Raw genomic sequence first — 13,890 nt, 5'->3', positions numbered from 1 at the left:
ATTTTATGGCAATTTTATTCTGTGTCCCGAGAATCAATAAGCAGCGAGAGCCTTAGAGTGAAACCGCAGTTGAATCCCCCCGAGAGTCTGCCGCCTGAAACGGCTGCGCCAGTGAGTGTACAGGGACGCGTCCTCACGCGCCATGCTATTACGCGCGGTGCAACGCTTGTGCTGCAGTATTATCTCGCCACCGTTTCAGGCCCTGTGCTGGTGGAGTTACCTGGCTCTGAGTACATTTGTTTTTGTCATCAAAGCGATATGGCGGCATTGCAGTTACAAACGCCGGGGCAGGCACTGCGCTTTGTACCGCTTGCACTTAAAAGCTTTAAAAGACAATCCGTCGCGGCGATTTATGCCCAGTCGAGCAGTGTGTTTCGTCATTTACAGCGGATAGCGACGGATGCTGGTATTCCCTTATTTGAGGCGGATATCCGTCCCGAGCAGCGTTTTTTAATCGAACGTTTTGTAGCGCTCGATGTGGCATTTTTAGGGCATTTTGTCAGTAACGCTGGCATAGATGAACAATTGCCCATTTTTAGCGCTGTACGGGCCAAAGCCGTTGCGCCGCAGCCGGAAATAAAATTGCGTTCAATTTCCCTCGATTTTGAATGCAGTTTTGACGGATTACTCTATTCCGTGGCCCTTTATGGGCGCGATGCGCAATCTCAGCCCTATGAAAAAGTTATCATGGTGGGTGAGCCGCAGCCTGATGCTGCAATCTACATCGAATGGGTGAGCGATGAGGCGGCGCTTATCCATCGTCTCATCGCTTGGTTTACTGAGTTTGATCCCGATGTGATCATTGGTTGGTCTGTGGTGACCTTTGATTTGGCCTTGCTATATCGGCGTGCGTTGTTGCACCGGATCCCGTTGCGTATTGGTCGCGGTGGTGCGCTCCTCGAGTGGAAGGTGGAGAATAAATTTCGGCCAGAAACCTTAAGTTTGCCTGGGCGAGTGGTGCTCGATGGTATCGATTGGCTAAAGGCGGCCTTTTACCAATTCGAGCGCTTCTCATTGGAGTTTGTTGCCCAAGCGCTACTCGGTGAAGGCAAAGCGATTCATGATGTAGAAAATCGAGCACAAGAGATTGATGCACTATATGCCGAAAATAAACAAGGGCTTGCACATTATAATCTGACCGATAGTCGCTTAGTGTGGGATATCTTTGAGCATACTCAATTGTGGGATTTTGCCCTCGCTCGCGCCGAATTAACGGGGTTAGAACTGGGGCGCGTAGGCGCCTCGGTCGCCGCATTCAACCATTTGTACCTACCGCATTTACATAGGGCAGGCTTCGTCGCGCCCGCAGAGCCTGCTAGCCAAGGGATAGAAAGCCCTGGTGGTTATGTAATGGATTCTGTCCCGGGTTTTTATCAACATATTTTAGTGTTTGACTTTAAAAGCCTTTATCCATCGATTATCCGGACTTTTTTAATTGATCCTAAGGGCTTGATTGAAGGCTTGGATGACGAGGAGGGATCGGCATTAGATGAGCCTGAAACCGTTGCCGGTTTTTTGGGCGCGCGGTTTAATCGGCATCAACCGATCCTGCCAAAACTCATCCAAAATCTCTCTGAACAACGCGAAAAAGCCAAGCGTGAGGCGAATGCGCCTTTATCGCAAGCGATTAAAATCATTATGAATTCGCTTTATGGGGTTTTGGGTTCCCAAGGCTGCGTGTTCCATGATGCGAAACTGGCAAGCTCCATCACCATGCGCGGTCATCAAATCATGAAGCAAACCCGTGCTTGGATTGAGGACATGGGCTACCAAGTCATTTATGGAGATACCGACTCCACCTTCGTCTATTTAGGCTCAGAGCCCGATCTCAGTGATATTAATGCCTTAGGTAAGCAGATTGCTGCGCGAATGAATCAGCAATGGCAAAGTAAAATTGCGCAGGAGTTTCAGCTAGAAAGTTTTCTCGAACTACAGTTTGAACGCCACTACGAGCAGTTTTTTATGCCGACCCTGCGGGGCTCGGAGGAGGGGAGTAAGAAGCGTTATGTCGGTGCTTGGCGCAATCGAAATGGAGTGCTGGAAATCACTTTTAAGGGGATGGAGCAGGTTCGCAGTGATTGGAGCCCTTTGGCGCGTAAGGTACAAGCTGAACTCTATGAGCGCATGTTTAACCAAAGGGATATTAGTGGTTATTTAACGGATGTGATTGCTGAGCTGCTGGCTGGTAAACGCGATGATGAGCTGGTATTTAGCAAACGCATGCGCCGTAATTTAGATGAATACACGGCCAAGTCTTCTCCCCATGTGAAAGTCGCGCGCCAACTTTGTGAATTAACAGGAAAGACATCCTTTGGCAAGCGAGGGGCACAGATTGATTATGTGATTACTGTAAACGGTCCTGAACCGGTTTCGCATAGATCGTCTACAATTGATTATCAATACTACATAGATAAGCAAATTGGCCCTATTGCAGAGCCTGTCTTTTCAATAATGAAATTAAATTACACGAACATTGCCTCTAAACAGTTGCTGTTAATTTAGTGTTGCCGTTGTGTGTTTTGTGTTTTATTTGCGGGTCTTTGTAGTGTTTTAACCTGTTTTATAGAGGTTAAACACGTTGTTTTTGTGATGTTTCTCTACATAATCTTTAGGTTTCGCTTGGAGAGTGGAATGAAAATTTGCTACTCTCACCGGGAAATTGTAAGGAAATATAACAACGGAATGACGTTGATAAAACATAAACGAAAAGGTTAAGCACCAAATGAACAAAACGTTAGTAGCAACTGCGCTAGCAGCACTCTTTCTCGCGCCAGCAGTATCAGCAATCGAAATCTACAAAGACGATAAAAATGCGGTAGAAATCGGTGGCTTTATTGATGTGCGCGTAATCAATACCCAAGGTGAAACTGAAGTTGTTAATGGTGCTTCTCGAATTAATTTTGGTTTCAGCCGTGAGTTAACCAATGGTTGGAACGCATTTGCCAAGTTGGAATGGGGCGTGAATCCTGTTGGCAGCAGCGACATTGTCTATAACAACCGTTTCGAATCGGTGCAGGACGAGTTCTTCTACAACCGTCTAGGCTACGCAGGCATCAGCCACGATGAATACGGCACTATCACTATTGGTAAGCAATGGGGTGCTTGGTATGACGTGGTTTACAACACCAACTACGGTTTTGTATGGGATGGTAACGCGGCAGGTGTTTACACTTTTAACAAAGACGACGGTGCAGTAAACGGCGTTGGTCGCGGTGACAAAGTTGTTCAATACCGTAACAGCATTGGTGATGTAAGTTTTGCGGTTCAGGCGCAATTAAAAAATAGCAGTTTCTATACCTGTGATATCGAAAACATCACAGAGAGTGCCTGTGAAGCGGAATGGAACGCTGGTAAGAAAGAAGCGCAACAAGTCACTTATGATTACACCTATGGCGGCTCTGTAACTTACAAAGCGACAGATAAGCTAAGCTTGATGGCGGGTATTAACCGCGGTGAATTTGATATTGCCTATGGCAATGGCGACCAAAAAACCGCTGTTGATCTGATCTACGGCGTGGGCGCAACTTGGGGCGACTTCGATAAAGATGGCTTATATGTTGCGGCCAACGTTCACAAAGAAGAAAACCATGATACCGACAACATTGGTCGCTTGATCAAAGATGCCTATGGTGTTGAAACTTTAGTTTCTTACAAGTTTGATAACGGTTTACGTCCATTTGTGTCTTACAACATTCTGGATGCAGGTAAAGACTATGTTATTCAACCTAACTTTAACGCCGATCCTAACGATGTGTTCAAGCGTCAGTTTGTAGTTGTAGGTTTACACTTTGTTTGGGATCCAAACACGGTTCTGTATGTTGAAGCACGTAAAGACTACAGCGACTTTACCAGCTCAGATCAAGCGCAAGAAGCCAGAATGTCATTGTCAGAAGACGACGGCATCGCCATCGGTATCCGCTATACGCTTTAAGCCTCAGTTGTTTATCTAGAAACTAGATAACTAAAAGTTAACAAAAAACGCCAGTCAGCAATGACTGGCGTTTTTGTTTATGCCGCCGTTATTCAGGCCTCCCGCTGTGGCATGTCTTCATTTTTTTTTATTTGTTTATTTTATGTTGATTAAAGGTTTTATATGTGATTTTATTGTCCCCGCTGAGTTCTTCGTATATTCCGAAGAACTCCTGTTTAAAACTGCTTATTTAATAAGCGGATTATAATAAGACATAATATGTCCAGGGAGATAGACAATGCATAAGAATAACTTACTAGCTAAATCTGTGCGCCTAGCATTGATTGGCGGTGTTACCGCTGCAACTTTTATGAGCGTTTCAGCTGTTGCTGCTGACGACACCGCTGCTAAAAAAGAAGAAGTTGAGCGTATTGAAGTAACTGGTTCACGCATTAAGCGTACAGATATGGAAGGTTCTGTACCCGTTACAGTTATCGATCGTGACGCTATTGATATGTCAGGTCAAACTTCAGTTACTGACTTATTACGTAACACCACATTCAACTCAACAGGTTCATTCCGCCCACAGTCTGGTAGCAGCGCACAGGGTACGGCATCTCTTGACTTACGTGGTCTGGGCTCTAGCCGTACTCTAGTGTTAGTTGATGGTCGTCGTCTGACTATGTCGCCATCAACAGGTTCAAGCCAAGACTTAAACGCTATCCCATTAGGTGCAGTTGAGCGTGTTGAAGTTCTGACTGATGGTGCTTCTGCAATTTATGGTTCAGATGCGATTGGTGGCGTAGTAAACATCATCACTCGTAAAGATTTCAACGGTGTGCAAATGAGCTACACCGAAGGTTCACCAAGCATTCCAAAAGATGGCGGTGATAGAAGTGCGGGTAGTGTACTGTTTGGTTCAACTAGCGATAAAACATCTTTATTAGGAGGTGTATCATGGAACAAACGCGATATCGTATTTGCTCGCGATTATCCATGGACAACTCCGGGTGGCTCTTCATATGGTAACAACTACCGTTTAGCAAGTGGTAGTGGCTACCTTGCTATCCCTGGTGGATGTTCAGAAGAAAACTTCCGCATGAACGGTGCTGCTTGCGTATATAACTTCAACGCAACTAACGCAAACGAAGCCTCGACTGATAACCAATCCATCTTCTTGAAAGGTGAACACCAAATCAATGATGATTGGAAGGTTTTCTCTAATGCCAGCGCGGCACAAACTGAATCGTTTGGTCGTTATGCTCCAGTGCCAGATACCAACGCTTTCCAAGGTTATTACATTGCGGCTGATAGTTATAACAACCCGACTAATCCAGATGCATGGTTCTATGATACTGCCAATAACCCGAACGCTGTAGCCTATGATCCAGCTGTTGGTGCCGCGCAAGGAGTGAACATTTACCATCGTTTCGCAGCGCTAGGTAACCGTGATACGACCGTTAAAAACCTAAACACTGACTTCTTAGTTGGTACTAGCGGTATTATTGCTGATGCTGTTGAAGTTGAAGCGGGTTTCCGCCGTGTTCGTAACTCTACTAATGAAATTGGTAATGGTTTCTTAGCGGCGGGTACTGCTTGGGCTTATGTCAATGACTTCAACCCAGGTTACTGTGATGATGGTTCATTCGATGCCACTAACTGTCGTTATGGTTATGACGTTCAAAACCCAAGTTCTAACCCTGATGATGTTTTAAAAGGTTCTGCTGCTACTACTACACGTAACAGTACATTCAATATCGATGAGTTCTATATGAACGCTTCTTTCGATATCGTTGATTTACCAGCAGGTACTATCCAAGCATTCGTTGGTGCTGAATACCGTAAAGAAACCTATAGCGATGCCTATGACTCTCAGTCTGAAGCTGGCTTAATTGGTGGCTCTTCTGGTAACTCTGCAGGTGGTGACCGTGATGTCAAAGCGGCATATTTTGAAACTTTAGTGCCAATTTTAGATAATTTGGAAATGACTGTAGCTGGTCGTTACGACAAATATTCTGACTACGGTTCAGATTTTTCGCCAAAAGTTTCTGTTAAGTATGAACCAATTGATGCACTTGTACTACGAGCTTCTTATGGTAAAGGTTTCCGTGCACCAACCTTAGATATTTTAACTCAGAAAACGGCTTTCTCTGCTGACTCAGTTGATGATGCAGCAACTTGTGCAGCTTTAGGCTATGCAGAATGTCCAGATTCAGGCGTGCAGATTAACGCTTACCGTTTAGCAAACCCTGCTTTAGCATCTGAAAGCTCAACTCAAATGGCTGCGGGTATTGCTTATCAACCAACTGACTGGTTGAACTTTGCTATCGATTACTACAACATTGAAATTGAAGAACGTATAGCTTTCTTCAGTGCTCAGGACTTGATCGATCGTGAAGAAGCGGGTGACCCAATCCCTGCAGGTTTAGGTGTTGTTCGTTATGCTGGTGGCGATATCGACTATATTAACACTGGTTACGGTAACGAAGGTACGCTGAAAACTTCTGGTTTAGATTTTAACTTAAGAACTAACTTCGATTTCGGTGAAGCAGGTTCATTAGCTCAAAATTTACAAATCAGCCACATGCTAGATTATACAATTGACGATGGTCGTGACTTAGTACAAGATCCTGGTATGCCACAACAACGTGTCACGTTATCAAACGTTTATACATTCAGTGACTTCGACTTTGCTTGGAACATCAACTTAATTGGTGACCAATACTCTGACGTTTATACAGATGATGTCACTGGTAATCTAGTTCGTGATGGGCATATTGGTTCTTGGGTAACTCATGATATTCAAGTTACTTACACTAGCCCGTGGAATACTAAACTGAGTGTTGGCGCAGAAAACGCGTTCGAGAAAGAGCCTCAGTTAATTGGTTACGGTGGTCGTGAGTACAACTACAACCTCTACAATGGTTGGGGACGTGTGATGTACTTCCGCATTAGCCAATCATTCTAAATGACTTAGTGTAAATCTGTATCAAAGGGCAGGGGAAACCCTGCCTTTCTATTTTTATTTTATGCGATAATTTATGAAGCAATGGACTAACTACTGGCAAAACTCCCGATCATTAAATAGTTTTTCTGAAGGACAAAGTGCTCTCGGATATCACGGTGAAATGCTGTATTTTTGGCAAAATCAATTATCTGCGTTATCTAATGGGGCTAAGGTTTTGGATATAGGTACTGGTAATGGTGCTTTAGCCATACTCTGTTATCAATACGCGCAAACATTAGGATTTGTATGGGAACTTCTAGGTATCGATGCCGCAGATATTAATCCAAAGGTAAACATTTATTCTGATGAGAGCATCAATAAGGCATTGCAAAATATTTCATTTAGGGGAAATACCTTTATTGAGCGAAGTGAATTAGAGTCTGGGGACTTCGATTTTATATGTAGCCAATACGCAATTGAATATTCGGATCTGACTCAATCTTTACCTGAGATATGTAGGTTGTTGGCACCCAATGGGAGATTTTGTGCGTTGATGCACGCAACTGAGTCTGAAATCGTGGCCGATTCTAGACTCGGATTGTCCTTTCTAAATATCTTATTAGATAAGAGTCCATTTCTAAAAGAGGTTGGGGCGGTATTGGTTTATGCAGAAAAATTCATCAAAGAAGGTAAGAGCTTAGCTGATGATGTTGAGTTCAAGCGATTAAATGAGGTTTTACTGTTTCAAGTGAAGTGGTTGAAGTCAAAGGCCCTGGATATGGGATGTGACAGTTGGTTTAATTCAATTTTATCTAAAATTGCCCCACTTTTATATCAGCTAAAGACTGAGAATGTTGCAATCTTCGATGAATATTGCAAACAGTTATTTTTCTATCGAATGCGTATTCGTGATCAATTGGATTCAGTCATCGATGAAAAAAGAAAGCAATTACTCTTAGAAAGCTTGGAAAGGCTACACGTTCAATACTGCTTTTCGGAACTATTCGTTGAAGGGAAACACGTTGGCATAACTTTAGTAATCCACAAATGATGGTTAACGCTGCTCGGTATTTCAGTGAAATTCACTTAGATGTTGCTTTTGAATTTTATACTAGGGTTTCTGACGGTTCTAGTATTCTAAATCCCTTATTAAGGGAGCGCCAGATAGTGTTTTGTTTAAAAAAACACCTTTCGTAAAAAAATTCATAACTAAGACTTCTTTACACTAGTTTTTACGTGTCCCGAATGTTGACACAGGTCAACATTTTGTGAAATGATGCCAGCGGGTCTATGCCTGTAAAGGCATAGGAAAGGGAAGAAAAAACTAAGAATCACAAGAGAAAGATGGACTTACAGTAAGCATTTACTAAAGTAAGTCTTGCTTAAAGTGATGTTGCTGTTAAGTTAACTTTTTTATTCACTTCAAATTGGTTGGGAACTATGTCCAAGGTAAGCAATAGAACAAAAATCGCTACTGCACTTGTTGGCGTGCTGGCATTAGCGAGCAGCAACTTAGTAGTTGCAGATCCTCTTACCGACGTGCAAAAAGCGGATAGTATGATCCATGCTGATGCTGCTGCGTCGCAAAAGAATGTTGATAAGTATTTCGATCAAGCACAAGACATGCTTTTTGAGTATGGTTCTGTTGCTGATGAGCGTGAATCACTGAAGTCCTATAACGATTACGTTGCCAGCTTAGTCGCTGACCAACAAAAAACGATGGACGCGATTCAAACTGACATTAACGGCGTAGATAAACTGCGTCAGGGCGTTGTGCCTTTAATGTTTAAAATGGTTGAGTCTTTAGAACAGTTCGTTCAATTAGATCTGCCATTTAACTCTGAAGTTCGCGCTAACCGCGTTAAAGAGTTAAAAACACTGTTAAACACTGCTGAAGTAACTTTAGCTGAAAAATACCGTTTGATTCTGGATGCGTACAGCATCGAGCGTGAATACGGTAGTGCTGTTGCAGTTAACCAAGGTAAATTGACCTTAGATGGTAAAGAAGTATTAGTAGACTTCTTTAACTTAGGTCGCGTAGCTCTTTATGCTCAGAGCTTAGATCAAAAGACTGGCTGGATGTACAACCCAGAATCTAAGGGTTGGGATAAGTTAGATGACAGCTATTTGCGTGAACTGACCAAAGGTATCCGCATTGCCCGTAAACAAGGCGCTCTAGATCTATTCGCGTTACCAATTCCTGCTGCGGAGACTGCACAATAATGAAGAAGTTAATTACTACAGCTGTATTAGCTGCAAGTTTTTCTTTAACTGCTGGTATGGCTAGCGCTGCTGATGCGCCTAAGACCATCGATCAATTATTGCAGCAAGTTAAAGTTGATCGCGCTGCTGAAGGCAAAGTTAACAGCAAACGTGAACAAGAGTTCCAAGCTGAGCGTGGCGATAAAGCAGCTCTGTTAAAGCGTGAAAAAGATGCTTTAGCGGCTGAGAAGCAACGCGGTAAAGACCTAAACCAAGCTTTCTTAGACAACGAGCGTAAAATTGCTCAGTTAGAGGAAGACCTGAAAACTGCTCAAGGTGACTTGGGTGAGATGTTCGGTGTGGTTAAAGGTGAAGCGGGCGATTTCGCTGGTAAATTAGCGAGTTCAAACGTTAGTGCTCAATACCCAAATCGCGATAAGTTCATCGCTGATTTAGGTGCGCGTAAGCAATTACCAAAAATCGAAGAGTTAGAGCAATTCTGGCAAGAACAATTATTCGAAATGGCACAATCTGGTAAGGTTGTTAAATTCGAAGGTTCTGTAACCGGTATCGACGGTAGCGTTAAAAACACCACGATTCACCGTATTGGTACTTACAACTTAACTGCTGATGGCAAGTATGTTGTTTACAACCCAGAATTAGGTTTAATTCAAGAGTTATCACAACAGCCTGAAGGTTACCAAGTTAGTGCAGTAGGTAAGTGGGAACAAACCACTTCTGGTACTGCGCCATTCTACATCGACCCAGCTCGTGGCGTGCTGTTAAACATCTTCACAAACAAAGCAAGCTTTGAAGATCGTTTAGAAGCGGGTGGTACAATCGGTTACATCATTATCGCTCTGTTAGCATTAGGTCTGTTGATCTCTATCGAACGTTTAGTGACTATGACTATCATCGGCGCTCGTGTGAACAGCCAACGTAAGAACATTGATAAGCCAGGTAACAACGCCTTAGGTCGTATCCTGAAAGTGTATCAAGAGAACAAAGACGTTGACGTTGAAACATTAGAGCTGAAACTTGACGAAGCGATTCTGAAAGAAACGCCTGCGTTAGAGTCTCGCATTTCAATCATCAAAGTTCTGGCCGCTATCGCACCTATGATGGGTCTGTTAGGTACAGTAACCGGTATGATTGCAACCTTCCAAAGTATCCAATTGTTCGGTACTGGCGATCCAAAACTGATGGCTGGCGGTATTTCTATGGCGCTTATCACTACAGTTCAAGGTCTGGTTGCGGCTCTGCCTCTGATGTTAATGCACGCAGTTGTTGTTGCTCGTAGCAAGTCAATCGTGCAAGTTCTTGAAGAGCAAAGTGCTGGTATCATCGCAGCGCACGCTGAGAAGAGGGCTGACTAATGATGATTCACCTGATGGACATATGGGATTCCGTCAGGGGCTTCATGGCCTCCGGAGGCGACGTCCTCTGGTTAGTAGCGTTTGTGCTGTTCTTAATGTGGGTATTGATGCTTGAGCGTTACTGGTATCTTAATTGGATATCACCAAAGCAACATAAAGCAATCATAGCTGCATGGGATGCTAGAGAGGAAACTACCTCTTGGTATGCACACCGTATCCGTGAAGCTTGGCTGTCCCAAGCGAAGCAAGATTTGAATGCACGTATGCTGGTCATTAAAACCTTAGTAGCGATTTGTCCTATGATAGGTTTGTTAGGTACTGTTACCGGTATGATTTCAGTGTTCGATGTGATGGCAGTTCAGGGGACGAGTAATGCTCGTTTAATGGCGGCTGGTATTTCAATGGCAACAATGCCCACTATGGCGGGGATGGTTGCAGCATTATCGGGAGTATTCTTCAGTACTCGCCTTGATGCCAAAATGAAAATCAGCTTAGAAAAGCTAAAAGACAGCATGCCGCACCACTAGAGAGAGATTGAACATGGCACGTAAAAAGCATTCCAGTGTAGACGAGGAAGCGCAAATTGATATGACACCGATGCTCGACATCGTGTTCATCATGCTGATCTTCTTCATTGTAACAACGTCATTCGTGAAACCATCTGGTTTGGACTATAACAAACCAAAAGCTTCACAAGCGACTTCTAAGCCTTCGGCTAACATCTTTATCGGCGTCAGCAAAACTGGCGTGATCATGATGGAAAACCGTCAGGTTGATATCGAGCGTGTAACTGCAAACGTTGAGCGTATGCTAGCTGAAGCGCCTGAAGCAGCAGTGCTGATCCAGGCCGACAAAGATACGCAACACGGCTTAGTTGTTAAAGTTCTAGACCAAGTCAAAGCGGCTGGTATAGATAAGATTTCGGTATCTGCGGGGAACGATTAATATGCTAAGAGCACTAGTATCAATCATTATTGGTGCTGCTGTGACTTTTGGTCTGTTCGCTTTTATGGCGTTCTTGGTCGGTGGTGGGGCGCAACGCGCTGAAACATCGGCCGAGACCCCTGTAATTGAAATCACCATGGATAGACAGGATGCAAAAGCACAGAATAAGCCAAGGGTAGTGCCTAAGCCGCCACCACCACCAGAGCAACCACAAAAGCCTGATACTACGCCACCAGACACTTCATCAAATATTGATACGTCTATGTCGTTCAATATGGGTGGTGTTGAAGCGGGTGGTCACAGTGCCGGTGGTTTCAAATTGGGTAACATGATGACACGTGACGGTGATGCAACACCTATCGTCCGTATCGAACCACAATATCCAATTGCAGCGGCGCGTGACGGTAAAGAAGGTTGGGTGCAGTTACGCTTTACGATTAACGAATTAGGTGGTGTAGATGACGTTGAAGTTATCCAAGCCGAACCTAAACGTTTATTCGACAAAGAAGCAATTCGTGCACTGAAGAAGTGGAAGTACAAGCCAAAGATTGTTGACGGCAAGCCACTAAAACAACCAGGCATGACAGTACAACTAGACTTCACTTTAGATAAAGGAGGCAAATAACAATGCGTAATGCTAATAAAATCGCAGTTGCGTTATTACTGTCTCTTTGTGGTGGTGCCTTATCTGTTTCTTCAGCTGTTGCGGCTGAGAAATGTGAAATCGATAAGCGCCAATCTAAAGCGGTAGGTGAAAGTGCTGCGAAGAAGGTTCAGAAATCATTTGAAGCTTACACCAATGGCCAGCTTGATGAAGCGATTGCCGTTTTGTTGGAAGCCAACCCAAAGAACGATTTCGATAAAGCGTATGTTGCGCGTATGCTTGGTAACTTCTATGCCGAAAAAGGCAAGATGGATACTGCGATCAAGTACCTAAAACAAGCCGTTGAGGCGGATATTTTAGGTGGAACAGATCACGCGGCGACACTGCGCCTCTACGCCGACTTATTGCTACAAGAGAAGAAGTTTAAGGAAGCGATTCCTTACTATTACAAGTGGATGGACTTCACTTGTAAGGCTGATTCTCAAATGTATCGTCGTATCGGTATTGCTTACACAGAACTGAAACAGTGGGACAAAGTGATTGAAGTGGCTGATAAAGGCCTTTCACTCGCCGAAGCTCCTGATAAAGGTCTGTATCAGATGAAACTGACGTCTTACTTCAACCAGAAGAAGTATAAAAAAGCCGTTGGTGTGTTAGAAGTCATGGTGCCGTTATTCCCGGATGATGGCAGATTATGGGTTCAGTTAGCACAGTTTTATCTGATGGTAGAAGACTATGATAAGTCGCTAGCGACTTATGATTTGGCTTACCGTAATGGTTTCTTGGATACTGGAGCTAACATCACTCGTTTAGCTCAGCTGATGGCACAGAAAGGTGCGCCATATCAAGCAGCTAAAGTATTCCAAAAGAACATGAAGTCGGGCCTCATCACTGAAGATGCTAAATCTTACGAGATTTTGGCTGGTTTCTACCAAAACGCGAAAGAGTTCAAAGAAGCTGCTGAGTTTTATGGAAAAGCGGCTGCTATCAATAACGATGGCAAGCTGTACCTGAAACAAGGCCGTTTACTGAGCTTGAATGAGAAATACTCTGAAGCGATTCCAGTGCTTGAGAAAGCCATCTCTTTAGGTATCGAACATCCTGGTGAAGCAAACTTCGAATTGGCATTAGCCCATTTAAGTTTGAAACAGTACAAGTCAGCTTATAACCGCGCTGTATTAGCCGCGAAGGATAAGAAGACCGAGAAGAGTGCAAACAGCTATATCGCTTATATCAAAGAAAAAGCGCGTATGCACAACGTCGAACTGTAATTCACTGTATTCGCAATGCAGATCTAAAAAGCCCCGTAAGGGGCTTTTTCTTTATTGCAGCTTGATAAGCACTTGGGATTGTTGCTGATTCCGTTCAAGCTCGAGTGACAGCTTTGAGACATTATTAAATAAGGATTCGATACGCTTTTCTTGGGTCGGTAAGCACAGGCAAGCGGCAAGTTTATAATCAATTTTCAGTTTGTGATTTTTACCAAATTCTTGATTAAACTCTTGAATATGTTGTTCGATACGCTTTAACACCACCTCAGTACCTTCCTCATCAATATTGAAAAGTCCTAACGCAAAATGGTTGTGATCTAACCTTGCAATCAAATCTGTCGCCCGTAGCAGTGCTTCTTGTACCTGTTTAGTAAAGAATTCGAGTAAATGGGGTTGTTTGACGGTTTCATGAATGTGAGGGCACAGATACAATAACGCCAAACTTTGCTGCTCACGTATGTGCCTGTGCCACTCTCGGTTGAATACTTCCATGAAATAGGTTTGGTTATAGACCCCTGTTTCAGGATCCCTAAAACCTGAGTTACGAAATGAGTAGATCATAGATGAATCCCGTAAGCAGACTTTGAACTAAGTATAGGAAGAGTTTGGCTATCACGGACCCAAAAGGAGAAATA

General features: G+C 43.7%; 11 protein-coding genes. 10 read left to right on the top strand and 1 reads right to left on the bottom strand.

The window, feature by feature from the left end; genetic code table 11:
• Positions 1 to 69 precede the first annotated feature (69 nt).
• The 10 genes from N5E87_RS13435 to N5E87_RS13390 all read left to right on the top strand — a co-directional run bounded on the left by N5E87_RS13435 (position 70) and on the right by N5E87_RS13390 (position 13,255).
• Positions 70 to 2,502, top strand: coding sequence for a DNA polymerase II (locus tag N5E87_RS13435; protein WP_086902630.1), 2,433 nt, complete (start codon positions 70 to 72; stop codon positions 2,500 to 2,502).
• A 220-nt stretch (positions 2,503 to 2,722) separates the two neighbouring features.
• Positions 2,723 to 3,931 (top strand): porin, encoded by a 1,209-nt coding sequence (locus tag N5E87_RS13430; RefSeq protein ID WP_086902577.1) that lies wholly within the window; start codon positions 2,723 to 2,725, stop codon positions 3,929 to 3,931.
• 277 nt (positions 3,932 to 4,208) lie between these two features.
• Positions 4,209 to 6,878, top strand: a complete 2,670-nt coding sequence (locus tag N5E87_RS13425) for a TonB-dependent receptor (RefSeq protein ID WP_086902578.1) — start codon at positions 4,209 to 4,211, stop codon at positions 6,876 to 6,878.
• 73 nt (positions 6,879 to 6,951) lie between these two features.
• Complete coding sequence (locus N5E87_RS13420) at positions 6,952 to 7,908, top strand: class I SAM-dependent methyltransferase (RefSeq protein WP_086902579.1); 957 nt, start codon at positions 6,952 to 6,954, stop codon at positions 7,906 to 7,908.
• Positions 7,909 to 8,297: 389 nt separating this feature from the next.
• Complete coding sequence (locus tag N5E87_RS13415) at positions 8,298 to 9,080, top strand: DUF3450 domain-containing protein (protein ID WP_011717519.1); 783 nt, start codon at positions 8,298 to 8,300, stop codon at positions 9,078 to 9,080.
• Positions 9,080 to 10,435: a MotA/TolQ/ExbB proton channel family protein gene (locus N5E87_RS13410; protein ID WP_011717518.1), complete on the top strand. Its 1,356-nt coding sequence runs from the start codon at positions 9,080 to 9,082 to the stop codon at positions 10,433 to 10,435. Before N5E87_RS13415 ends, N5E87_RS13410 begins: the two co-directional genes overlap by 1 nt.
• Complete coding sequence (locus tag N5E87_RS13405) at positions 10,435 to 10,962, top strand: MotA/TolQ/ExbB proton channel family protein (RefSeq protein WP_011626575.1); 528 nt, start codon at positions 10,435 to 10,437, stop codon at positions 10,960 to 10,962. The genes N5E87_RS13410 and N5E87_RS13405 overlap by 1 nt, the downstream gene beginning before the upstream one ends.
• 13 nt (positions 10,963 to 10,975) lie before the next feature.
• Entirely contained in the window at positions 10,976 to 11,380 is a 405-nt protein-coding gene (locus tag N5E87_RS13400) for a biopolymer transporter ExbD (RefSeq protein WP_011623215.1), read from the top strand.
• 1 nt (position 11,381) lies between these two features.
• The gene (locus N5E87_RS13395) at positions 11,382 to 12,005 is read left to right on the top strand and encodes a TonB family protein (protein WP_011717517.1); all 624 of its coding nucleotides are present in this window, start codon (positions 11,382 to 11,384) and stop codon (positions 12,003 to 12,005) included.
• Positions 12,006 to 12,007: 2 nt separating this feature from the next.
• Positions 12,008 to 13,255, top strand: a complete 1,248-nt coding sequence (locus N5E87_RS13390; protein ID WP_086902580.1) for a tetratricopeptide repeat protein — start codon at positions 12,008 to 12,010, stop codon at positions 13,253 to 13,255.
• A 51-nt stretch (positions 13,256 to 13,306) separates the two neighbouring features.
• On the opposite strand, the gene N5E87_RS13385 is transcribed toward N5E87_RS13390, so the two are convergent.
• On the bottom strand, positions 13,307 to 13,816 hold the full coding sequence (locus N5E87_RS13385) for a diguanylate cyclase (RefSeq protein ID WP_086902581.1): 510 nt from the start codon (positions 13,814 to 13,816) through the stop codon (positions 13,307 to 13,309).
• Positions 13,817 to 13,890: the final 74 nt, after the last annotated feature.

Source organism: Shewanella sp. GD03713 (assembly GCF_029843705.1).
Classification (GTDB): Bacteria; Pseudomonadota; Gammaproteobacteria; order Enterobacterales; family Shewanellaceae; genus Shewanella.
The sequence above is the reverse complement of the archived record's forward strand: the minus strand, read 5'-3'. Positions and strand labels throughout refer to the sequence as shown.

Coding starts and splice junctions, on each gene's coding strand:
- N5E87_RS13405 (WP_011626575.1), top strand. CDS start 10,435: ATGATGATTCACCTGATGGACATATGGGATTCCGTCAGGGGCTTCATG.
- N5E87_RS13425 (WP_086902578.1), top strand. CDS start 4,209: ATGCATAAGAATAACTTACTAGCTAAATCTGTGCGCCTAGCATTGATT.
- N5E87_RS13420 (WP_086902579.1), top strand. CDS start 6,952: ATGAAGCAATGGACTAACTACTGGCAAAACTCCCGATCATTAAATAGT.
- N5E87_RS13400 (WP_011623215.1), top strand. CDS start 10,976: ATGGCACGTAAAAAGCATTCCAGTGTAGACGAGGAAGCGCAAATTGAT.
- N5E87_RS13430 (WP_086902577.1), top strand. CDS start 2,723: ATGAACAAAACGTTAGTAGCAACTGCGCTAGCAGCACTCTTTCTCGCG.
- N5E87_RS13410 (WP_011717518.1), top strand. CDS start 9,080: ATGAAGAAGTTAATTACTACAGCTGTATTAGCTGCAAGTTTTTCTTTA.
- N5E87_RS13390 (WP_086902580.1), top strand. CDS start 12,008: ATGCGTAATGCTAATAAAATCGCAGTTGCGTTATTACTGTCTCTTTGT.
- N5E87_RS13385 (WP_086902581.1), bottom strand. CDS start 13,816: ATGATCTACTCATTTCGTAACTCAGGTTTTAGGGATCCTGAAACAGGG.
- N5E87_RS13415 (WP_011717519.1), top strand. CDS start 8,298: ATGTCCAAGGTAAGCAATAGAACAAAAATCGCTACTGCACTTGTTGGC.
- N5E87_RS13395 (WP_011717517.1), top strand. CDS start 11,382: ATGCTAAGAGCACTAGTATCAATCATTATTGGTGCTGCTGTGACTTTT.